The sequence below is a fragment of the Halovivax asiaticus JCM 14624 genome (assembly GCF_000337515.1).
GTDB lineage: Archaea > Halobacteriota > Halobacteria > Halobacteriales > Natrialbaceae > Halovivax > Halovivax asiaticus.
Genome location: NZ_AOIQ01000017.1, coordinates 94,668 through 114,701, shown reverse-complemented (window position 1 = coordinate 114,701; position 20,034 = coordinate 94,668). Strand labels below are relative to the sequence as shown.

Here is a 20,034-nt window from a genome sequence, read left to right as displayed (position 1 = left end):
CTCGGAATCGGCCCTCACTCGGCTCCGAGTCCGGCCAGATCGAACTCGAACGCGGCGACGGGAACCTCGAGGTCGTGCTCGACGAGCACCGCGGGGTGCAGTTCCCCGATCACGCCCACCGCGTCGCCGTCCGCGACGACGGTTGCGGCCCGGCCATCGACGAACGACGGGTGATCGGTCGGTGGCGTCTCCAGATCGACGTCGAACGCGCGGCACAGGGCCTGGAGGCGGGACTTGGCGTCCTCGTAGGCGGCATCGTGGCGCGCGAGGACGCCCGCGACGTGGCGCGACTCGGCGACGCCGGTCGGCGCCGTCTCGTCGACCTCGGCGACGAAGCCGACCTCGGCCAGGTCCTGCGGGTACGCCCGGTGGGTGTTGTTCTCGAGCACCAGGAGGAGCGAAGGGAGCGCCCAGGGGCGGACGATCCCGAAGTCCTCGCTGTAGGGGTTCTTGATCCGGGCGGGGTCGCTGCCGCCGAGGACGTCCGTGCCCGGCTCGACGCCCATGCGATCGTAGGCGTCCGCCTCCCCGATGAGGTGGAAGTCGAGCATGTCCTCGAACCCGAGACCGACGAGCGTCTCGCGAACGGCCTCCTCGCGCCGACTCCGCTCGTGACGGCCGCCGACGGTGCCGATCTCGGGGTAGTTCGGCGCCAGTTCGTTGAAGCCGTAGGCCCGGCCGAGGTCGTCGATCACGTCCAGCGGGTGGAGCACGTCCACGCGGTACGGCGGGATCGTCACGTCGTAGACCCGAACCGTCTCGTCCGCGACGTCGGCGTCGTCGATCGTACTCACGACCTCGACAGCCGTCTCCTCGCGCGTTTCGGCCTCGAGACCGGCCCGTTCGGCCAGATCCTGTACCTCGTCCGGGTCGAGTTCGATCCCGAGGATGGACTCGATCCGATCGTGGGAAACGGTCTTGGTCTTCGTCGAGAAGTCGGGCCGGACGAGGGTGGGCGCTCCGGTGTCGGCCTCGGCAGCCTCGTCGGGTCCGCTCCCTGCCTCACCGTGTGCGCCACCCGCTTCGTCGGATCCGCCGGCTTCGTCGCGGCCGTCGCTCTCCTCGATCGCCGCCGCGGCGACCGACGGATCGGCGTACTCGACGGTGACGTCTTCGATGGTCGCACCGCGAGCGTCCAGCGCGTAGCAGATGATCGCACACATCCGGTCGATCGTCCACTGGTCCGTGCCGGTCAGTTCGACGAACAGGTCGCGCGAGTCCGTCGAGACCTCCGTCCGGCGACCGTTGATCACCGGCGGGAACGAGAACAGCCCGAGGTCGTCGTAGATCGCGGGCATCGCCTCGTAGTCGTCGACGACGGGTGCGTACTCGCGACCCGTCGGGTGGTCCTCAAGAACCTCACCGGGCGTCAGTTCCCGATCCGAATCGAGCGGGACGAAGCGCTCGCCGTCGGGGGCGACGCCGGTGTAGCGGATCGTCGGGTTGCCCTCGGTTGCGGGTGCGCCGCGGAGCATCGTCAGGTCGTGGATCCCGATCGCGCCCTTCACGCGGTTGCGACCCATCGTCGCGTGGAGCTTCTCCTGGAGCTGGATGAGCGAGTCGAGCGACTCCTCGTCCAGATCGACGCCGCGAATCACCGCGCCGGTGACGTACGGCCGCTCGGCGGGGACGGCCTCGTCGACCCGGATCGTCCAGTCAGCCTCGGTCGTCGTCGGGACGTAGACGCCGCGGTCCTCGCCGTACTGGTAGCGCAGCGAGCGGGCGATTCCCTCGACGGAGAGGCGATCGAGGCGGTCGGGCGCGAACTCGAGTTCGAAGTCGCCGTCTTCGGTCTCGCCCTCGTACTCCAGGCCGAGCGCGAAGAGGTCGTCTTTGAGCTCCTCGTCGGCGACGTCCGTCACGTCGGCGAGCGTTCGCAGTTCATCGGGGTCGATGTCGACGGTTGGCATCAGTAGATCACCTCCGCGTTCCGCAGGAACTCGAGATCGGCCAGCGAGCCGTGGAGGTCACGAATGTCCTCGGCGCCGGTGACCAGCATGGCGAGTCGTTCGAGCGCGAGCCCCCAGGCCATCACGTCGGCCTCGACGCCCAGCGGTTCGAGCATCTCCTCGCGGAAGATGCCCGAGTTGCCGATCTCGATCAGTTCGCCCGTCGTCGGGTGCGTGCCGAACAGTTCGAAGCTCGGCTCCGTGTAGGGGTTGTAGTGCGGTTTGAACTCGATGTCCGTGATCCCGAACTGGGCGTAGAACTCCTCGAACGTCCCCATCAGGTCGCGCACGGAGAGTTCGTCGGCCATCACCCAGCCCTCGATCTGGAAGAACTCGAGCAAGTGCGTCGAGTCGAGCGTGTCGTTCCGGTAGGCCTTCTCCACGCTGAAGAAGCGCGCCGGTGGCTCGATCTCACCGATCTGGTGGCCCGAGAGGTGCCGCGTCGAGAGCGATGTCGTGTGGCCCCGTAGCGCGAGCGCGCGGGCGAAGTCCTCGTCCCAGGGAGAGTGGTACCCCTCGCCGTCTTCACCGACACCCTCGCGGTGAGCGCGTTCGACTCGCTCGACGAGATCGTCGGGCAGGTCGTCGATGTGACTCGGCTCCTCGAGCGCGAAGCGATCCCAGTGGGTCCGCGCCGGGTGGTCCTGGGGCATGAAGAGGCAGTCGTTGATCCAGAAGTCCGCGTCGACGTGCGGGCCGTCCATCTCCTGGAAACCCATCCCGACGAGGACCTCCTTGACGCGCTCGGCGGTCCGCCGGAGGACGTGCATCCGGCCGCCGTGTCTCTCCTCGGCGTCGGCTTCGACGTTGTACTCGGCGAACTCGGCGTCGCGCCAGTCGCCGCTCGTGAGTAGTTCCGGCGTGAGCTGGCCCACGGTCTCGGCCGTCTCGACGCCGGCCATGAGTTCGGTCACGCCGGCGTCGGTGAGCGTGGCCGACCGCGTCGTCGACTCCTGGCGTTCGATCAGGTCCCGCCGTTCGAGCTGGTCCACCACGTCGCCGTCCACCTCGACGTCGTCGACGGCGACGCCACCGTCCCCGTCCGCCCCGGTGATCGCCGACAGCGCGGCGCCCTCCGGATCTGAATCGGGCTCGGCGTCCGAATCGGCGGTGAGTTCGCCGCTGTCGATCGCGCCGTAACCCTTCCGGGCGTAGTTCGAGAGCGCGATGTCGACCTGTGGGCCTTCGAGTCCGGACGCGCCGATGATCTGGCCCATCTGGGCAGGTGTGTCGTCGGCGCCGGCGTCGAGGGCCGCCTCGTAGAGCCGGACTTCCGGCAGGCCCTCCGTTGTGTACGTTTCTCCCTCCTCGGTGAGGGAGATCGATTCGTCGACGTGCTCGGAGACGGCGACCAGGCCCTCCTCCTCGAGGGCGAACAGCGCCCCCGTGACGGTTTCGGGGGGAAGATCGGTCGCCGCCGCGAGGGCGTCGACGGACTGTGCATCGTCTGCGCTCGCGGCCTCCAGGACCGCGAGCTGTGCCTGTGGCAATTGCATTCGCTTGTGTAGTAGCGTGCTCGTCTGTCAGTTAGCGCTTCCGACTCCCGGCGCGCACCGTGCGCGCGGTCCGATCGGACGGTTTCGCCCCACACCGCCGATGTGGCCGCGTGGCGATCCACCGTGCCCGTCACCGGGCAAAGAAGAACGCGAATCCCGTCCGCGACTGCAGCGGCTTCTGGGCGACACACCGACGGCGGGATTCGCTCGTCATGTCCACGACAGCGTCGAGCGCCGGCAAAAAGTTTGCGAACGGGTCGAGAACAGTTGGGCGGGAGCCGGGGACAAAACGTGGCCCCCTCGACGAACGGTCGCCGACGTTTCTTGTACCCTCGGTCCGTATCCCCTGCCGTGACGATTTCGCGTCCCGAGGCCGACGGCGTGACCATCCGGCGCGCGGAGCGAGCGGACGTCCTCGCCGTGGTCCGGATCGAGTCCGCCTCGTTCCCGCAGCCGTGGCCGGCGGACGCGTTCGAGGCCTTTCTCGGCGAGCCGGGCTTTTTGGTCGCCGTCGACCCGGAAAACCGCGTCGTCGGCTACGCTATCGCCGACGTCACCCCGACCCACGGCGGGCTCCTCGGCCACCTGAAGGACATCGCCGTCCACCCGGAGCGACGCGGCAACGGCGTCGCGACGGCTCTGCTCGGTCGCGTGTTCACGTTGATGTACACGAGCGGGGCGGACAGCCTCAAACTCGAGGTCCGCGAGTCGAACGAGCCGGCGATCGAACTCTACCGTTCGGCCGGATTCGAACCGCTGCGTCGCGTCGACGGCTACTACGCCGACGGCGAGGACGCCATCGTGATGCTCCACGACCTCGACGGGTGACCGGCCGGACGGCGGGGGGCAGCCACGAACGACGAGAGAGCCAGGATCGAATCGAGGCCCGGGAACGTCGTCGTTTTCTGCCTCGCGCCAGTACGACCAGGTATGGGATACGCCTGCCCGGTCTGTGGCGCCGAACAAGCCGACGGTGTCCACCTCGCGAACCACCTCGCCGTGACGGCGTCGCTCGGTCGTTCCGACCACGAGGCATGGCTCGCCGAGTACGCGCCGGACTGGCGCGACGACTCGCCCGACGAACTCGCCGACAGGATCACACCCCACGCCACGGAGATCGAGACGCCTGCATTCGAAACCGACGACGGCAGTCGCCCCCAGACGGGCTTCGAGCACGAGTTGGCCGCCCAGACGCGCGGGCCCGGTCGCGGCAGCCACACGACTACGACTGCCGGCCACGGAACGGGGGCGGATCCGCTGACCGACACCACCACTCGATCGGCTGACGTCGAGTCGGTTCTCGCCGAAGCACACGAACTGACCGAGGAGATGCGCGCAGGCGCCGACGACGAACGAGACGGCACCGAAGACAGCGACGGTCACGAGGAGGCCGCCGACGGTCCCACACCGACGGACGGAGACGAAAACGCGTAACTACCGTCCAGCCGACCGGACAAGTATGGAACGGAGAGGACTCTTCGCACCGGAGACGATCGACGAGGCGCGCGAGTACTTCGACGCGGTCGGCCCGGCAGCCCAGACGAGCGTCCGCGAGGCCGCCCGCGTCATGGGGTTCGGCCAGGACGAGTATCGCGACCGCGTGACGAGCGAGGTCGTCACGACCGCCCGCGACGCCACCTTCGCCAGCCTCCTCGAAGTCACCGTCGCCGACCGCGAAACGTTCGACGACTGGCGGGCAGCGTACGACGGCGACGTACAGGTCAACGGGCACGAGGCCGTCGATAACGTCGTCTGGCACGCGGGCCCCACCAACCAGGCTGTCGCCGCGACCTTCCAGGACGAGCCCGACGCCGCCGTCGCGACGCTGCGCCGGCAGGCGTTCGGACGCATTTACCGGGAACTGTTCGAGGAGTGACCGCTAGCACATCGAACAAGCCGACGATAGGCTTTTGCAGACTCCCACCATAGTGGGAACCATGAGCGTCGACGGGACAGAACGGAAAATCGACGAGAAGGGGCGAGTGACGCTTCCACAATCGGTACGCGAACGACTGGATCTCGACGCCGGCGAGCGGGTCAGAATTACTGTCGAAGACGGACGTGTCGTCGTCCAACCGCACGTATCACGAACAGCTTTCATCGAATCGATGGAAGGGATCGTCAACGAAGAGACGAAGCGTGACGACGCGCCCACGATAACACCAGAGGATCTGAAAGACGATTGGACCAGCGATCTCCCCGATCACCACTGAGTATGCCCTGCCTCGACGCCAACGTCTGGATATACTACTTCGACGAAACGCTTCCCGAACACGAGCGTGTGCGGACCGCAATTCGACCACCGCTAGAATCTGCGTCGTTATTTACGACGACCGTGTTACAGATGGAAGTGATCCACTACTTAGAGCGGCAACTCGAGAGCGATGCCAACGCTATCGAACGGTTCCTCTCGCTTTCGGATACCGTCGTTGCGGAACTATCGACGGACGATATCTATCGAGCGACGGACTACCTGGATCGGCTATCTGGAACTGGTGTCGGTGGACGCGACGCAACGGTACTGGCGGCGATGGAGCGATACGACGTCTCGGAGCTGTGGACACACGATACGGGGCTCAAACGAGCCGGAGGACGAATCGAGTGGCTTTCCGTTACCGACCCGGTTGCTGAAACGTAACGACGGTCCAAACCGCCACCTTCTATCACGTCGCCCGCGTCGGAACGCGCATGAACGATTCGGCTCCGTCCGACGACTCCGACGCCCACGACTGGCCGGTGCGCGAGTCGGCGATCGAGTACGAGACCGGCTGGTACGACGGCGGCTACGACCTCGTCACCCAGCCCGACGGCAGCGAGAAGCGCTACTACTGGGCCGACCTCCCGCCCGCCGTCGTGGTCGTCGCGAACACGGGCGAGGAGATCTGCTTCGTCGAACAGTACCGACCGGCGACCCGCGAGACCCACCTCGAGTTGCCCGCCGGCATCGTCGAGGACGGCGAGTCCTACACGCAAGCCGCGGCACGAGAACTCGAGGAGGAGACCGGTTTCCGGCCGGAGACGACGGTCCTGCTCCAGGAGTACGCCGTGGCGACCGGCGTCCTTCGACACGACCGCGGGATCGTCTACGCCGACGGCCTCGTCCCCGGCGAGCGCGAACTCGACTCGAACGAGTTCCTCACGGTCACGACGATCCCCGTCGACGAGGCGATCTCGCGGGCGCGCGAGCCCCCGGCCAACGACGCCTCGATCAGCGCCCTGTTGCTGGCGAGCGAAGACGGATTCATCTGAACGGGCGTCGGTCGAACCCGCCGGTCTTATTCCCCGCTGGCTCCACGTTCCGGCATCGATGGACGGAGAGACGACGCCCGACGAACTCGCCGATATACTCGAGACGGACGACGACGTTCGCGTCGTCGACATCCGCAACCCGGTCAGTTTCGCCCAGGGGCACATCCCCGGCAGCGAGAACGTCCCGTTTCAGGAGTTGCCACAGCAAGTACAGGATCTCGCGGACGCCGATCACATCGTGACGGTCTGTCCGCACGGCAAATCGAGTATCCAGGCCGCCCGGCTCATCGGCTCCTACGAGGGCTGTACCGACGCGACGGTCGAGAGTCTGGCCGGTGGCCTGACCGCCTGGCGCGACCAGTACGATCTGGAACGGGCGGACGAGACCGAGACGACCGAGTCACCGTTCTGAGAGGCGACCCACTCACCGTTCTGCGGCACCTTCAGACCAGCGCGTCGGCAAGATCGAGACGACACACACACCGCTCGATCGGTCGTGCTGACTGGTGGCGCCGCTGGATCGATCACGGCCATCCGACAAAACGCGAGAAGAACGAGGTCAGATCATCGGGGTTCAGGCGACGTTGAAGCCGCGATCGCGGAGGAACTCTTCGATGCGACCGGTGTGGTTACCCTGGAGTTCGATCTGGGAGTCCTCGACGGTCCCGCCACAGGCGAACTTCGACTTGAGATCCGACGAGAGACTGTCGAGATCGACGTCTTTCGGATCGAACCCTTCGATGATCGTTACCTCTTTGCCGTACCTGCGCTCGTCAATGCGGATTGTGAGCTGCTGCTGGCCCTTGGCGACGTCCTCACAGACGCAGAGCTCGTCAGGCAACCCGCACGTCGAGCAGACTTCCGACATTACATCAGGGCGTACGAAAGGGGCATATTAAACACTATCGGGACCGAGACGCCGTCAGGTGGTCTTTTTTCCGTCTAGCCCGGTCGACTCACTCGTCACGGCCGCCGATCGGCCCGTATCGGCGGACGAGTTCGTCGACGGCCTTCCGCGCATCGGTGGCAGCCGCCGGGTCGACGCCCGATCCGTAGGTTGCCCGTTCGCGAGCGATGGCGACATCGTACACGCGATCGTCGAGCGCCGCCTCGCTGTCGAGTGCCGCGAGGTAGGCGCGCGGCGATTCGGCCGGCCGTCTGGACCGATATCGGCGGCCCAGCAGGATCTCGAGGCGCCGAAATGCGCGCTCGGCATCCGTCGTCGGATCACCGGTCGGTCGTTGCCAGTAGAGCCGGGCCGTCCGTACAAGCGCCCGGTCGACACCCGTCCGGTGGGCGGCGGCCGCCAGCCCGACGGCGATCAGCCCGCCGAGGATGAGCTGGTCGCGAGAGGGGACCGGGATCGAGCCGCCCGAGTCGCCGCCCGATCCGCCGCCTCCGGTCGTCGTCCCCGTGTCGGACGAGTTAGTGTCGGGCTCGGAGGGAGGCGACTCGTTGGCCGGATCCTGCTCGTCAGGGTCGTCAGCTCCAGGGTCTTGTTCGTCCGGGTCGTCCGATCCAGGATCCTGCTCGTCCGGGTCGGGGTCGTCCGGTTCGCTCTCGTCGGTGTCGACGTTAGGATTGCCGTTCTGACGCGCCTGGTCGACACGGTCCTGGTGAACGTCGTCGCGCTCGCCAGCCGGTGTCGGTTCGAACGTGACCCAGCCGACCTCTGGGAAGTACACTTCGGGCCAGGCGTGGGCATCGGTGCCGCGGACGACCCACGAATCCGACCTGACCTGCTGGCCTTCGGTGTAGCCCGTCGCGTACCGGGCAGGAATGCCCTCCTCCCGGAGCATCATGACCATCGTCGTGGCGAAGTGGACACAGTACCCTTCGTCCATCTCCAGGAGGAACGCCGACGCGGCGTCGCCGTCCGGCCGGTCCACGGAGAGCGAGTACGACTTCGAGTTGCGAAGGTGGGATTCGATCAACTGCGCCTTCTCGAACGGCGTCTTCGCCCCTTCGACGACGGCGTCGACACGGTCCGAGAACGCGCCGGACTGACTGTCCGGCTGTTGGAGGTACCGTCGTTCGATCGAATCCGGGTAGTCGGTGCCAGCGCGGGCTAGCGACCGCGACGATGGGTCGACGATCGCGCTCTCGACCGTGTACCGATCGTCCTCCCGCAGGGTGACCGATGGGTACAGTTGCCCCTGGTCGCTCACCTCCGTGTAGGCCGCCATATCGCCCTCGACAGAGAGCGGGGCGGCAGCCGTGGGCATCACTTCCACTGGGCTCTCGACGGTCACCGTCTGCGTGACACGGGACGTCCCGCTCGCCGGCGGTGGATCGAGCGGTTCCTCGTACGGACGCATCTCGCCGGTCCGGACCCACTCGTCGCCGGTAAACCGATTGTAGACGGCCGTCCGCCAGTAGGACGGGACCTCGCTTTCGATCGTAAACCGAACCTCGGGGGAGAGTTCGACGCTCCCGCCGATCGCCGACCGATCCGGCGACCCGGCGATGCTCCCTTCGAGGGTCCCGGCGCCGATTCCGTGAATGAGACTCGATCCGTTCGACCCGCCAGGAACGAAGGGAACGAACAGCGAGCAGACGATCATCGTCACCAGCACGACCGTCAAGACGTCGACCGACTCGAAACCGGCATCGCGTCGAGCGAGTTCGCCGAATGCGACGACGCCGGTGCCGGCCAGGGCACCGACGAGCGTGGGAGTCATCATCGCGTCCCCGGTGAGTACCAGAAACACGAGGGCCAGGCCAGCCGGAACGACCGCAGCCCCGTACCGCCCCCGGAGCGCGAGATACCAGGTGAGGAAGGCCGGAGCTGGTGCGTACGCGATCGCCAACGTCTGAGCTTCCATGACTCGCATCAGTTCCATCCCATCCGCCAGCGTCAGAAAATCGGCGAGAAGGGTGTCTAGCATCGGTACAAGCATCCCAGGGTCGATGCCAGCCACGCTGAAGTAGAGCAAGAGTCCCGCGACGGCCGCGACACCCCCGATCGGTACGGCCACCCGTTCGGAAAGAAGTGGCGCCGCGACCAGCCCAGCACCGAGCGCGACGAGAACGATCGTCGTGAGTTGCTCCGTCCCGCCGACGATCAACGTGAGGTCCCGGAGGATCTTCACGTACGCCCCGATCAGGACGAGCGCACAGCCGAGCGCGAGGAGGCGAAACGGTGACAGTCCCGCGAGCCAGTCCGCCTTGATTCGGTTGCGGACGGTATCCGGATGGGACTCGGCCAGTGCTTCGCTCGCCGAGTTCGTGGCGCTGCCTCGGCCCGTCATGCTGTCCCTCCAGCTGGCGCGTGTCGACCCCCGGCCGATTCTGCCGTGGCCTCTACATCCGTGGTCCCGGTGTCGGGCGGACTCGTCTCGTACGCACACAGGTCTGCGAAGGAGATGGGGCGCCCCGAAAGAGACAGGTCGACGCCCTCGGCCGTGGCCTCGACGACGATATCGGCGTCTTCGCGATGGTCCGCTGCGACCTGACCCGCCTGGAGTTCGGCGAGAGCCAGGAAGGCCTCATCGCGCGTCGCCGGTGTGGCCTCGACTCGCCGGTCGCCGGGCAGCCACAGGACGACGCCGACGTCCATCTCGAACAGATGATCGGCGAGCGTCGCCAGCGCCGCAGCGAGGTCGTCGGCATCGCCAGCTGCGACGGTACCCGCCATAGTGAGCCGATCGAGACCGTCGTCCGCGACGAACTCCTTGACGACCAGATCCCCATCGGGCCGCTTGGCAGCCGACTTCCAGTGGACGTCACGCAGGGAGTCGCCGCGTTCGTACTCGCGGAGGTGTTCGAAGACCGCCCGATCGAACTCGGTCGCGTCCGAGACGTAGCCCGCAAGTCGATTCCGGGCGGCCGGTCTGAGTTCGTAGACTGGCGGGTAGACGACGACCGGCTCGGTCTCGTCGTATCGATACCGGCGGGTCAACAACCCGAAGGGGTCCTGGACGGCCACCGTGAGCGAGCCGACCGATCGAACGCCACGCGATCGGAGCGAGAGGTCGTAGGAGAGTTCGGTCGTTCCGGAGAGGACGCGCTCCAGCCGGTTCCCATCGGCCTCGAGGCCCGCCCCCAGTTCGTCGGTCACGGTCACGACGGTGCCGCGGCGAGCCGTGAGTTCGAACGACACCCGACGCCGCTCCCCGACGTAGCCGGGAGCGACGGGGCGACGGCGTAGGGACGGTCGGGAGCTAACGCCGACGATGACGATCGCCGCGACGCCAGCGACGACCAGCGGCGCGATGACGGCGTTCAGTGCCTCGCGACCGCCGTTGACGGCGACGAGGCCGCCAGCAGCGACCGCCACGAGCACCGTCGCGCCACGCAGTGTCGGTCTCATTCGACTGGAACGGTCGAGAGCGCGTCGGCAACGAGTTCGGCACCGGGCGTGTCGCGGTGACCCGCAGCGCCGGAAGAGATCCGGTGGGCGAGCGTCTCCGGTGCGACCAGTTGCACGTCCTCCGGGGTGACGTAGCCGCGCCCCTCCGCGACGGCGTGGGCCATCGCGGCGCGAACGAGCGCGATCGTCCCCCGCGGGCTGACCCCGATCTCGGCGTGGTCTCTGGTGTAAGCGGCGAGTCGCGCGGCGTACTCGCGAACCGGTTCCTGGACCGTCGTCTCCGCAACCGTCTCGCGCGCTCGAAGAACGTCACGACGGTCCGCGACCGGATCCAGTTCCTCGATCGGGTGGTGAGCCGCCGCTCGACCGAGCAGCGTCGTCTCCTCCTCGGGGTCGGGATACCCGAGCGAGAGTTTCGTCATGAACCGGTCGAGTTCGGCGAGCGGGAGTTCGTAGGTCTGGTTGGGTTCGACGGCGTTCTGGGTCGCGATGACCGTAAACGGCGTCGGGAGCGGCCGGGTCTCGCCATCGACAGTTACCTGTGACTCCTCCATCGCCTCGAGCAGTGCGCTCTGAGCCTTCGGCGGGGCCCGGTTGATCTCGTCGGCGAGGACGACGTTGCCGAAGACGGGGCCCGGCTGAAACTCGAAGTCACGCGTCTGCTGGTTGAACACGTTCACCCCGGTGATGTCGGAGGGCAGCAGGTCCGGCGTGAATTGCACGCGAGAGAATTCACAGTCGATCGACCGCGCGATAGCCCGCGTTAGCATGGTCTTTCCGACGCCGGGGACATCCTCGATCAGGACGTGCCCGCGAGCCAGCATCGTGGTGACGACGGATCGAATGACGTCTTCGTTCCCGACGATGACCTCGGCGACGTTTCGTTCGACGGCCGCACACAGGCTCGCGGCCTCCTCCACGGGGAGGGCTTCGATCGCTCCCGAGTCGTGTGCGGGTTCCTCTTCCTCGAGTCCGGTGCTGTCTATTCCAGTCATGATAATCTCGGTGGGCGGCAAACGCGGATTCGTTACCAACGATTGGGTTCCCGTACAAAATAGGCTTTGTGTTCCCTCAATATAACGTGCGTGCCGAACACACCGCTGTCACGGCCGGCACGATCGAGAGCGGGAGTGAGTACGTGGACGGGTGAAAACGTGTATTTGCGGATGAATCAGGGATCGACGGCCGCACCGCTCGTCGGACGTAACGATCGGAAACCGTCCGCCGCCTCCGCCTTACAGGCGCTCGACGTTCTGTGCGCGCGGGCCCTTTTCGGCCTCGACGATCTCGAACTCCAGTTCTTGCCCCTCCTCCAGGTCGGGACCGCCGATATCCTCCATGTGGAAGAACACGTCCTCGTCGGCGTCGTCTGTCTCGATGAATCCGTAACCGCCCGTATCGTTGAAGAACGCAACCGTACCTTTCGCCATTGCACCTTGACAATGGCGTGTTGACAGCTTAAATGTTCTGGAGGACGGTACCGAGGCACACATTCACGTTCCCAAACCGCCTGTACAGCTGGTGTGCGTGCGGATCAGTGTGTGCGGACGTCGGTGTGAGAGTCGACGGGTCGCGAGCTGTGAGCTACCACTCGATACACGACGGGCAGACGTAGCCCCGGTCCGTTCGCCAGCGACGGTCGGCCGAATCGCCGCAGGCATCACACGAGTCCGGCGCTCCCGCGGCGAACGTCGTGACCGGGCCTCGTTCGTCCGGCTGCGGGTCGATACTCGGCTGTGGGTTCGTGTCTGCCCCGGATTCGTCGTCCGCGGACTCGTCCGCTCCCTGTCGCTCGTCGTCTGCCGAATCGTCGCCCCTCGAAGTGTCGGTGGTGGTATCTGGGTCGACGTCGACGGGCGAGTCGCTCGGGGCGACGTCACTCCCGTCTGCAGCCGTCTCGGAAGACTCCGAGCCAGTATCGGCAGACTCCGCGAACTCGTCAAGCGTCGACCGTTTCACGGGAGGGAACACGAGCGCAGCGACCGTAAGTCGAACGGCTTCGCCGCCACACGGCACGACAACCGATATCACCAAATACCGCCGGGCAAAACGCGCCCCTATGTCGGACGTTCCGCCACCCACGCACGTCGGCGAACAGCTGTCGAAACTCGTCGAACTCTTCAGCGAAATCGCCACCGGAGAGTTGCTGGCACCGCTGCTCTTCCTCGTTGGGGCGCTCCTCGTCGGCGGTTCCATGGCGTTCGTCGGCTACCTCGCCACGGGAGCCGCCGTCGACGCCGTGACACCCAGTTGATCGCGACGCTGTTCTCAGTTCGGTGACTCCGCGTTCGACAGCGCCGTCGCCGCCCGTTCGATCGCGGCGTCGATATCCGGACCGAGCGGCGATCCGACGACGATGCCGTCGACGTGTTCGAGGATGACACGGTAGCGGTCAGTGACCGTCTCGACGGTTCCCGCGACGCAGAAGGCGTCGATCATCGCCGGTGTGACGTGTTCGAACGCGTCGGTGAGCGCTCCGCGTTCGAGCGCGTCGCTCACGGCGGCCGCCGCCTCGTGATCGATATCGTGGCGATCGAGGACCGGCTCCGCGGCCCCGCCGGCGATGAACGCGACCGGCGGTCTGGCGGCTTCCCGCGCGGCCGCCTCGGTCTCGGCGACGCTAGTACTCGCGAACGCGAGCGTGCGAAGCGGGTCGCGATCGGCCGCACGTTTCTCGCGCCCCTGGTCGAGCTGGTCGCTCGCCCAGGCGAGGTCGCGCGGGTGGGCAGCGTTGATCAGCACGCCGTCGCCGTGGGCGGCGCTCATCCCGAGCATCCTCGGACCCTGCGCGCCGACGAAGACGGGGACGTCGACAGGGTCGACGTTGAGCGACGCGTCCTCGACGGTGACCGCGCCATCGTGGGTGACCGTCTCGCCGGTCCAGAGGTCCCGAGCGACGTGCATCGTCTCGAGGACGCGTCGAAGGGGCCTGTCGCGGTCGATTCCGAGGGCAGCGAGCGTCGACCGGTCACCCGCGCCCAGGCCACAGACCGCCCGGCCGCCGCTCACTTCGTCGAGCGTGGCCACGGCCGATGCGAGCGTCGCCGGATGGGTCTCGTAGGGGTTGACGACGCCAGGGCCGAGCGCGATCTCGTCGGTCGCGTCGGCCATCCGGGAAAGGGTGATCCACGGGTCCCGGTTGAAGTAGTGCGAACTGGTGAACGCAGCGTCGAATTCGGCATCTTCCGCCCGTTCGGCCAGCGAGGCGAGCCGGTCGACCGGGTGTTCGGGCGTGAGTTCGATCCCCCGCGAGATGTCGGCGGGATCGACGGATCCGAGCCTCGGCCCATCGGACGACGAACCCCCGTTTTCGGCGGAGCCGGAGGAGTCTTCAGTCATTCGTACGACCACTCCCGGAGCGCCTGGCGGACCTGATCCTTTTCGACCGAGCGGAAGAGGGAGTCGCCACCGGCGTGGTCGCCAAAGTCGAAGTCGCGCACGACCACCGCGGGGGTGCCGTCGTCGCCCTCCCCGGTGACGAGGTTGGCCGCCGAGGCGAGTTCGTCGACGATCGCCTGGACGGTGACGCCGAGTTCGCGCCCGTCGCGATCCGTCTCGCCGCGCCAGTCCCGACTGGCCGGCATGCCCGTCCAGCCGAGGGCGACGCCGCGCTGGCCGTGGCGAAACGGCCGGCCGCAGGTGTCGGTGACGACGACGCCGACCTCGTCGATGGCGTCGGGGACGTCCCCGTCGCTGCCCGTAGTTTCGATTCGGTCGGCCGCTTCGGCGTCGAGTCGGTCGGCGCGTTCGAGCAAGCCGGCCCGGATCTCGGCGGCGCGGTCGGCCGGTCGCTTCGGGAGCAAGAGTAGATCGTGTCCCGGGACGTTCGAGCGGTCGATCCCCGCGTTGACGCAGGTGTGCCCGAAGCACGTCTCCGTGAGCATGAAGGGTGTCTCGACGATGATCTCGGTACTCTCTTCGAGGACGGCCTGGGCGAGTCGCGGATCCTTCTCCTCGCCCGTCAGCGCCTCGAACCGCTCGGCAAGTTCGACGGCCCGCGGTCCCGCCGGAAAGTCAGCGAGGTCCGCCGTCCGGCCCTGTGCCTTCGAGACGACCGTGCTCGCGACGGTGACCACGTCGCCCGGCTCGATCGCGGCGCGCTCGGCGATCATCGCGGCGAGGTCGTCCCCCGGTTCGATTTCGGGCAGGTCCGGGACCGGGTGTAGTTCCATGCCCGATGCGAGGGCCAGCCGCGTAAAAAGCCCACCGTCACCGGAGGGTGCATCGGCTCACGAAACGTACGGCACGAACCGAAGCTGCCATCGAACGGCGGCAAAACAGTTACGCGATTGCTGCACACATATGTGTGTATGGACGAGACGGAGTATCGGACCATCAGACTCACTGAAAAGGCGTACCGGCGACTCAACGATCGGAAGCAATCCGAGGAGTCATTCTCGGACACGGTCGAGCGACTCGCCGGAGAGCGATCGATCCTCGAACTGGCTGGCATCGTCCCCGACGATGACGCTGACGTCATGCGAGCGGCGATCGCAGAACGAGACGAGCACGCGCGCGAGCGCCTCGATAGCTACGTAACGGAAGTGGACTCGTGATCGTCAACACAGACCCGATTTCGAACGAAGAGAAGAGTTGGGCCCGAACGGCACCTCTGAGGACAAGTGTACCGGAGACACAGTTCCCAAGCGATACGGTTCTCGTGACTGACCCCCTGACTAATGACTGAGAGACGTGCGAGCGAAGGGACTGAATCGTCCACGAACGACGAACCGGACCACGTCGTCACGGCGTTCCTCCGGAATCGCGGGGAAATCCTCGTCTGCAAACGGAGCGACGCCGTGGGTACCTACCCGGGCGCCTGGGGCGGCGTCTCCGGGTTCGCCGAGGGGGAGCCGGACGAGCAGGTGTGGCGCGCGATCGACGAGGAGACCGGACTGACCGCCGACGAGGTGTCACTGGTTCGCGCCGGGCGACCGGTGTCGGTCTCGGATCCCGAGATCGATCGCGAGTGGGTCGTCCACCCGTCCCTATTCGACGCGGCGTCGCGCGAGATCGACCTGAGCGACGAACACACCGAGGCGGCGTGGATCCCGCCGACGGCGCTCGCGGGTGACGACGCGGCTGATGCGTCAGGAACGAGCGAGCGCGAGACCGTGCCGAAGCTCTGGGCGACCTACGAACGGGTCGCGCCGACGGTCCGCTCGATCGCGGCGGACGACGACCACGGGGCCGCCTGGCTCTCGATCCGCGCAATGGAGGTGCTCAGGGACCGAGCCGGCCTCCTGCTCAGGGAGCGGACGGCGACTGCAGACGCCGAACCTGACTCGGAATCGGCTGTGGACGCGGACGGCGAATGGGACGAACTCGCGGCGGTGGCCAACCGACTGCTCGAAAGTCGCCCCAGCATGGCCGTCCTCCGCAACCGCGTGAACCGCGTACTTGCCGAGGCGTCGACTGATGGCGAAGCCGGTGCGGAGACTGACACGCCAGACGCGAGTTCGGTACTCGAGGCCGCCATCGACGGAATCGAACGAGCGGTCACCGCGGATGCGGACGCGGCAGACCGTGCGAGCGAGTTCGCGACCGGGCGACTCCTGACGCTCTCGTGGTCCGGAACCGTCCACGACGCCATCCTCGCGAGCGATCCCGATCGGATCTTCGTCGCCGAGTCCCGGCCCGGGAGGGAAGGTGTCGCGACGGCAGAGACGCTGGCGGACACAACCGCCGTCACGCTCTGTCCCGACGCCGCGGTGGCGCACGTCCTCGCCGAGGAGGCGATCGACACCGTCCTGGTCGGTGCCGACACGATCCTCCCGGACGGCCGCGTGGTGAACAAGACGGGGACGCGACCCGCCGCGCTCGCCGCCGCCCGCGAGGACGTTCCCGTCTACGTCGTCGCCGCGAGCGACAAGATCTCGACGCGCGAGACGGTCAACCTGGAGTCCGGCGACAGGACGGCCGTCTACGACGGCGACGCACGGATCGACGTGACGAATCCGACGTTCGACGTGACGCCAGCCGACTGCCTCGCCGGCCTCGTCACCGACCAGGGAATCCTCGACCCGGCCGACGTCGAGCGTATCGCGGCCGAGTTTCGCGAGAACGAAACCTGGAACTGACGACGCTCGGTCTCGGACCGATCGCGTCATCCTTCCTGCGGCGGAAGCGACACACCGAAACCAGTCGGTCGCGAACGGACCCACGGGCGGCCGTGACGAGCAGTTACCCCCACCGAGCCCCGTGTGACGAGGGATTTTCCCGAGCCGCCCGTTCTCGAACTGTCGAGCGACGGCCGTCTTCGCGGCCGACTTCGAGTCGAACGCCAGCGGTGGGTGGCTTTACGACCGAGCGCGTGACAGCTCGGCCCGGAGCGCCCGGTGTTTGACCAGGGCGAAACCGACGAGGATGACCCCGAAGCCGACGATCGTCCGGAGCGTGACCGCTTCGTCGAGCAGTAGCCACCCACCGATCGCCGCGGCGACCGGCGCCGCGTACCCGACGAGGTTGACCTCGACGGGGCCGACTCGGTCCAGCAGTGCGAAGTAAATCAGGTAGCCGACGCCGGCCGCGACCACGGCGAGGTAGGCGAGTCCGACGAGCGCCGACTGGGTCCAGACGGCCGCGGCGAGCCCCTGTCCGGGAACGGCGACCGCGACGACGTGTAAGATCGCCGCGCCGACGAGCATCATCCAGGCCTGCATGCTCTGGACGGGCATCGTCGTCCGTGTGCGGCGCGTGAGGACGGCCCCGAGGGCGAACGCAGCGGCTGCGAGAAAGACCAGGAAGCCGCCGACGCTGCGCGCCGCCGTGAGCGAGGCCGGATCGGGGTCGGCGACGACGATCGCCCCGACGAGCCCGACGACGAGTCCCGCTGCACCGAGGCGAGAGATAGCTTCCTCGGGGAGGGCGAGGCGGGCGAACGCCGCGGCGAGAATCGGGTCGAGACTGACGATGACGGCCGCGACTGCGCTGGTCACGTACTGCTGGCCAGCGAAGAGAAACGCATGATGCGCGGCGACGAACAGCAACCCGCCGAGTCCGACGTTGAGCCAGTCTGCGCGTGAGTTCGGGACCCAGTGCTGGGTCGACCACGCCGCATACCCGAGCAGGAGGAGTCCCGCCACGTCGAAGCGCAGCGCCGCCAGGAGGACCGGCGGCACGTCGGCGACCGCCGCTCTCGTCGCCACGAACGAGAGCCCCCACAGCGTCGCGAGGAGGACGAAGAGCCCGGCCGTCGCGTAGCGATCGCGGAACACGATTACGAGTCTCGTCGAGTTATCAAAAATATTACCATCGTGTTGAGACGCCTCACCATACCACAGTCGAGACGGCGTGCGACCACAGTCGAGATGGCGCGTGAGATGGCACACGGTTCACCCGGACCCGAACCGTTCGACAGAGCCGGTCCACCCACAGTTACGTACTCAGGAAACGGAGGCGGGCACATGCACGCCGTCCTGACCGGCGACGCCAATCTCGCTCGTGAGTCGCCGACGGAGTCCGTCTCGTATTTCGTCGACCAGGTCGACGGGACGCGATCGGAACCGCTCCCCGGAACCACCGCGGTCGTCGCCTGCTGGGGCGACACCGCTGCAATCGAACGAGAGCCCACACGGGCCGCCGTCGACGCCGACGGCACCCGGGCGACGCCGGCCGCCGAGGGCCACCACTGGGGGACCGTCTGTCCGACCGACGACGCCTACCGCGGGCAATTGCTCGACCGAATCGCGACCGTGGGCGCGAACGGAGATGCCCGCTTGACGACGGTCGGTTTTCCCGGACACGAGTTCTGTCACTGCGAGCGCTGTGACGAGCGGTTCGCGGCGAGCGATCACGACGACCGGGCGAGCTGGCGAGCGAGCGTACTCACGTACTTCGTCGCCGATGCTGCCGACCGGGTCGGCGGTGACCTGTCCGTCACGCTGTTTCCGGATCCCTACCCCGGGGCGAGCCGTTCGCGGACCGGACTCGACCCCGCGGCGCTCGAACCCCACGTCGACGAGTTCGTCGTACCCCTCTGCGGAAACTACGAGACGCCGTACTGGGTCGAGACGCTGGCCCGCGGGTTCGGTGCGGAACTGGACGAGCTGGACACCGACGTCTCGATTCAGCTTTCGGTCGGCGGAACGGGCGTCGACCGACTCCACGACGTGACCCGGATGGTCGAGCCTCACTGCGATCGGATCGTCTACGGAACATTCCCAGCGGACGTCGACACTGTGGAAGCCGTACTGGACAGACGACGTACGAACGATGCCGTGATACAGGCGTAAGGACGGGTGAGGACGAGGAACCCGTACCGAAGTGGGCCGGATCGAAACGGTCACGGTGACCGGCTATCCACTCGAATTCGTGTCTGTCTACGACGCGATCCTGTTCGACAACGACGGGGTGCTCGTCGACCCCCCGGGAATCGAAACCAAGACCGCGGCGACGGAGGCGGCGTTCGCCGCGGTCGGCGTAGCGGAGCCGGATCCAGCCGACGTCGACGCGATCCTCTCAGGACCAACCGAGGCCGAACTCGAGGACTGCTGTGCTCGCTACGGCCTCGACCCGGAATCATTCTGGCGGGCCCGGGAGCGCCACGACGAGGACTCGCAACTCGAGGCGTTTCGCGCCGGGGAACGGTCGGTGTACGACGACGTGGAGGCTGTTCGAACGGTACCGAACCCGCGCGGCGTCGTCAGCAACAACCACCACTCGACGCTCGAATTCGTCCTCTCGCACTTCGAACTGGCGTCGCTGTTCGAGTGTTACTACGGTCGCCCGATGTCGATCGAGAGCCTCTCACGGAAGAAACCGCGCCCGCATTACGTTGAGCGCGCCATGGCGGACCTCGGCGCTGAGACGGCGCTGTACGTCGGCGACAGCGAGAGCGACGTGGTCGCCGCCGACCGCGCCGGCCTGGACTCGGCATTCATCCGGCGCGAACACAATCGAGCGCTGTCGCTTTCGGTCGACCCAGACTACGAGGTCGAATCGTTGCGGGCGCTCCCCGAACTCGTCGAGTCGGCGTGACCGCGCGACAGCGGCCGGGAGAGCGAACCGATCGCCTCGAAGACGAAAA

At 67.1% G+C, this 20,034-nt stretch carries 23 protein-coding genes; 12 read left to right on the top strand and 11 right to left on the bottom strand.

Annotated elements, in window-relative coordinates; translation table 11 throughout:
• Window positions 1–14 precede the first annotated feature (14 nt).
• Window positions 15–1,910 carry a phenylalanine--tRNA ligase beta subunit-related protein gene (locus C479_RS10805; RefSeq protein WP_007702184.1) on the bottom strand — a complete coding sequence of 632 codons (1,896 nt, stop codon included), beginning with the start codon at window positions 1,908–1,910 and terminating at the stop codon, window positions 15–17.
• Window positions 1,910–3,445 carry a phenylalanine--tRNA ligase subunit alpha gene (pheS, locus tag C479_RS10800; protein ID WP_007702182.1) on the bottom strand — a complete coding sequence of 512 codons (1,536 nt, stop codon included), beginning with the start codon at window positions 3,443–3,445 and terminating at the stop codon, window positions 1,910–1,912. The genes C479_RS10805 and pheS overlap by 1 nt, the downstream gene beginning before the upstream one ends.
• Before the next feature lie 351 nt (window positions 3,446–3,796).
• Between pheS and rimI the strand changes: the two genes are divergently transcribed.
• From rimI to C479_RS10765, 7 genes are all read left to right on the top strand, one after another.
• A complete protein-coding gene (gene rimI, locus C479_RS10795) occupies window positions 3,797–4,273 on the top strand; it encodes a ribosomal protein S18-alanine N-acetyltransferase (RefSeq protein WP_007702179.1) in 477 nt (158 codons plus the stop codon).
• 102 nt (window positions 4,274–4,375) lie between these two features.
• A complete protein-coding gene (locus C479_RS10790; protein WP_007702176.1) occupies window positions 4,376–4,879 on the top strand; it encodes a DUF5810 domain-containing protein in 504 nt (167 codons plus the stop codon).
• A 25-nt stretch (window positions 4,880–4,904) separates the two neighbouring features.
• Window positions 4,905–5,321, top strand: a complete 417-nt coding sequence (locus C479_RS10785; protein ID WP_007702173.1) for a DUF5809 family protein — start codon at window positions 4,905–4,907, stop codon at window positions 5,319–5,321.
• A gap of 61 nt (window positions 5,322–5,382) precedes the next feature.
• Window positions 5,383–5,658, top strand: a complete 276-nt coding sequence (locus C479_RS10780; protein ID WP_007702169.1) for an AbrB/MazE/SpoVT family DNA-binding domain-containing protein — start codon at window positions 5,383–5,385, stop codon at window positions 5,656–5,658.
• A 2-nt stretch (window positions 5,659–5,660) separates the two neighbouring features.
• Window positions 5,661–6,083 (top strand): type II toxin-antitoxin system VapC family toxin, encoded by a 423-nt coding sequence (locus tag C479_RS10775; protein ID WP_007702167.1) that lies wholly within the window; start codon window positions 5,661–5,663, stop codon window positions 6,081–6,083.
• A 50-nt stretch (window positions 6,084–6,133) separates the two neighbouring features.
• Window positions 6,134–6,694: an NUDIX hydrolase gene (locus tag C479_RS10770; RefSeq protein WP_007702165.1), complete on the top strand. Its 561-nt coding sequence runs from the start codon at window positions 6,134–6,136 to the stop codon at window positions 6,692–6,694.
• Window positions 6,695–6,752: 58 nt separating this feature from the next.
• The gene (locus C479_RS10765; protein ID WP_007702163.1) at window positions 6,753–7,106 is read left to right on the top strand and encodes a rhodanese-like domain-containing protein; all 354 of its coding nucleotides are present in this window, start codon (window positions 6,753–6,755) and stop codon (window positions 7,104–7,106) included.
• 162 nt (window positions 7,107–7,268) lie between these two features.
• On the opposite strand, the gene yciH is transcribed toward C479_RS10765, so the two are convergent.
• From yciH to C479_RS10735, 6 genes are all read right to left on the bottom strand, one after another.
• Complete coding sequence (yciH, locus tag C479_RS10760; RefSeq protein ID WP_007702161.1) at window positions 7,269–7,562, bottom strand: stress response translation initiation inhibitor YciH; 294 nt, start codon at window positions 7,560–7,562, stop codon at window positions 7,269–7,271.
• Window positions 7,563–7,650: 88 nt separating this feature from the next.
• Window positions 7,651–9,945, bottom strand: a complete 2,295-nt coding sequence (locus tag C479_RS10755; protein WP_007702159.1) for a transglutaminase TgpA family protein — start codon at window positions 9,943–9,945, stop codon at window positions 7,651–7,653.
• On the bottom strand, window positions 9,942–11,006 hold the full coding sequence (locus C479_RS10750) for a DUF58 domain-containing protein (protein WP_007702157.1): 1,065 nt from the start codon (window positions 11,004–11,006) through the stop codon (window positions 9,942–9,944). The genes C479_RS10755 and C479_RS10750 overlap by 4 nt, the downstream gene beginning before the upstream one ends.
• Window positions 11,003–12,001, bottom strand: coding sequence for an AAA family ATPase (locus tag C479_RS10745; RefSeq protein WP_007702153.1), 999 nt, complete (start codon window positions 11,999–12,001; stop codon window positions 11,003–11,005). The genes C479_RS10750 and C479_RS10745 overlap by 4 nt, the downstream gene beginning before the upstream one ends.
• A gap of 240 nt (window positions 12,002–12,241) precedes the next feature.
• Complete coding sequence (locus tag C479_RS10740; RefSeq protein WP_007702151.1) at window positions 12,242–12,436, bottom strand: cold-shock protein; 195 nt, start codon at window positions 12,434–12,436, stop codon at window positions 12,242–12,244.
• A gap of 154 nt (window positions 12,437–12,590) precedes the next feature.
• On the bottom strand, window positions 12,591–12,965 hold the full coding sequence (locus tag C479_RS10735; RefSeq protein WP_152415878.1) for a DUF7573 domain-containing protein: 375 nt from the start codon (window positions 12,963–12,965) through the stop codon (window positions 12,591–12,593).
• 100 nt (window positions 12,966–13,065) lie between these two features.
• Between C479_RS10735 and C479_RS10730 the strand changes: the two genes are divergently transcribed.
• A complete protein-coding gene (locus tag C479_RS10730) occupies window positions 13,066–13,260 on the top strand; it encodes a hypothetical protein (protein ID WP_007702149.1) in 195 nt (64 codons plus the stop codon).
• A 14-nt stretch (window positions 13,261–13,274) separates the two neighbouring features.
• Here C479_RS10730 and C479_RS10725 read toward each other — a convergent pair whose 3' ends face one another.
• Together C479_RS10725 and C479_RS10720 are read right to left on the bottom strand one after the other, a co-directional pair.
• A complete protein-coding gene (locus tag C479_RS10725) occupies window positions 13,275–14,345 on the bottom strand; it encodes a 5,10-methylenetetrahydromethanopterin reductase (protein WP_007702148.1) in 1,071 nt (356 codons plus the stop codon).
• On the bottom strand, window positions 14,342–15,178 hold the full coding sequence (locus C479_RS10720) for a coenzyme F420-0:L-glutamate ligase (RefSeq protein ID WP_007702146.1): 837 nt from the start codon (window positions 15,176–15,178) through the stop codon (window positions 14,342–14,344). The genes C479_RS10725 and C479_RS10720 overlap by 4 nt, the downstream gene beginning before the upstream one ends.
• A gap of 138 nt (window positions 15,179–15,316) precedes the next feature.
• On the opposite strand from C479_RS10720, the gene C479_RS10715 reads away from it, so the two are divergent.
• Window positions 15,317–15,562 (top strand): antitoxin VapB family protein, encoded by a 246-nt coding sequence (locus C479_RS10715; protein ID WP_007702145.1) that lies wholly within the window; start codon window positions 15,317–15,319, stop codon window positions 15,560–15,562.
• Window positions 15,563–15,685: 123 nt separating this feature from the next.
• The gene (locus C479_RS10710) at window positions 15,686–17,086 is read left to right on the top strand and encodes an NUDIX domain-containing protein (protein ID WP_007702143.1); all 1,401 of its coding nucleotides are present in this window, start codon (window positions 15,686–15,688) and stop codon (window positions 17,084–17,086) included.
• A 219-nt stretch (window positions 17,087–17,305) separates the two neighbouring features.
• Here C479_RS10710 and C479_RS10705 read toward each other — a convergent pair whose 3' ends face one another.
• The gene (locus C479_RS10705) at window positions 17,306–18,223 is read right to left on the bottom strand and encodes a DMT family transporter (RefSeq protein ID WP_007702141.1); all 918 of its coding nucleotides are present in this window, start codon (window positions 18,221–18,223) and stop codon (window positions 17,306–17,308) included.
• Window positions 18,224–18,412: 189 nt separating this feature from the next.
• Here C479_RS10705 and C479_RS10700 point away from each other — a divergent pair, with 189 nt between their 5' ends.
• Entirely contained in the window at window positions 18,413–19,240 is an 828-nt protein-coding gene (locus tag C479_RS10700) for a hypothetical protein (protein ID WP_007702139.1), read from the top strand.
• Between the two features lie 79 nt (window positions 19,241–19,319).
• On the top strand, window positions 19,320–19,985 hold the full coding sequence (locus C479_RS10695; RefSeq protein ID WP_049907265.1) for an HAD family hydrolase: 666 nt from the start codon (window positions 19,320–19,322) through the stop codon (window positions 19,983–19,985).
• Window positions 19,986–20,034 lie beyond the last annotated feature (49 nt).

Excerpts from the sequence above, each read along its gene's own strand:
- C479_RS10785 (WP_007702173.1), top strand. The coding sequence starts at position 4,905 with ATGGAACGGAGAGGACTCTTCGCACCGGAGACGATCGACGAGGCGCGC.
- C479_RS10700 (WP_007702139.1), top strand. The coding sequence starts at position 18,413 with ATGCACGCCGTCCTGACCGGCGACGCCAATCTCGCTCGTGAGTCGCCG.
- C479_RS10715 (WP_007702145.1), top strand. The coding sequence starts at position 15,317 with ATGGACGAGACGGAGTATCGGACCATCAGACTCACTGAAAAGGCGTAC.
- C479_RS10790 (WP_007702176.1), top strand. The coding sequence starts at position 4,376 with ATGGGATACGCCTGCCCGGTCTGTGGCGCCGAACAAGCCGACGGTGTC.
- C479_RS10710 (WP_007702143.1), top strand. The coding sequence starts at position 15,686 with ATGACTGAGAGACGTGCGAGCGAAGGGACTGAATCGTCCACGAACGAC.
- C479_RS10750 (WP_007702157.1), bottom strand. The coding sequence starts at position 11,006 with ATGAGACCGACACTGCGTGGCGCGACGGTGCTCGTGGCGGTCGCTGCT.
- C479_RS10725 (WP_007702148.1), bottom strand. The coding sequence starts at position 14,345 with ATGACTGAAGACTCCTCCGGCTCCGCCGAAAACGGGGGTTCGTCGTCC.
- C479_RS10745 (WP_007702153.1), bottom strand. The coding sequence starts at position 12,001 with ATGACTGGAATAGACAGCACCGGACTCGAGGAAGAGGAACCCGCACAC.
- C479_RS10765 (WP_007702163.1), top strand. The coding sequence starts at position 6,753 with ATGGACGGAGAGACGACGCCCGACGAACTCGCCGATATACTCGAGACG.
- C479_RS10805 (WP_007702184.1), bottom strand. The coding sequence starts at position 1,910 with ATGCCAACCGTCGACATCGACCCCGATGAACTGCGAACGCTCGCCGAC.
- C479_RS10730 (WP_007702149.1), top strand. The coding sequence starts at position 13,066 with ATGTCGGACGTTCCGCCACCCACGCACGTCGGCGAACAGCTGTCGAAA.
- C479_RS10770 (WP_007702165.1), top strand. The coding sequence starts at position 6,134 with ATGAACGATTCGGCTCCGTCCGACGACTCCGACGCCCACGACTGGCCG.
- C479_RS10720 (WP_007702146.1), bottom strand. The coding sequence starts at position 15,178 with ATGGAACTACACCCGGTCCCGGACCTGCCCGAAATCGAACCGGGGGAC.
- C479_RS10755 (WP_007702159.1), bottom strand. The coding sequence starts at position 9,945 with ATGACGGGCCGAGGCAGCGCCACGAACTCGGCGAGCGAAGCACTGGCC.
- C479_RS10740 (WP_007702151.1), bottom strand. The coding sequence starts at position 12,436 with ATGGCGAAAGGTACGGTTGCGTTCTTCAACGATACGGGCGGTTACGGA.
- C479_RS10780 (WP_007702169.1), top strand. The coding sequence starts at position 5,383 with ATGAGCGTCGACGGGACAGAACGGAAAATCGACGAGAAGGGGCGAGTG.
- pheS (WP_007702182.1), bottom strand. The coding sequence starts at position 3,445 with ATGCAATTGCCACAGGCACAGCTCGCGGTCCTGGAGGCCGCGAGCGCA.
- C479_RS10775 (WP_007702167.1), top strand. The coding sequence starts at position 5,661 with ATGCCCTGCCTCGACGCCAACGTCTGGATATACTACTTCGACGAAACG.
- yciH (WP_007702161.1), bottom strand. The coding sequence starts at position 7,562 with ATGTCGGAAGTCTGCTCGACGTGCGGGTTGCCTGACGAGCTCTGCGTC.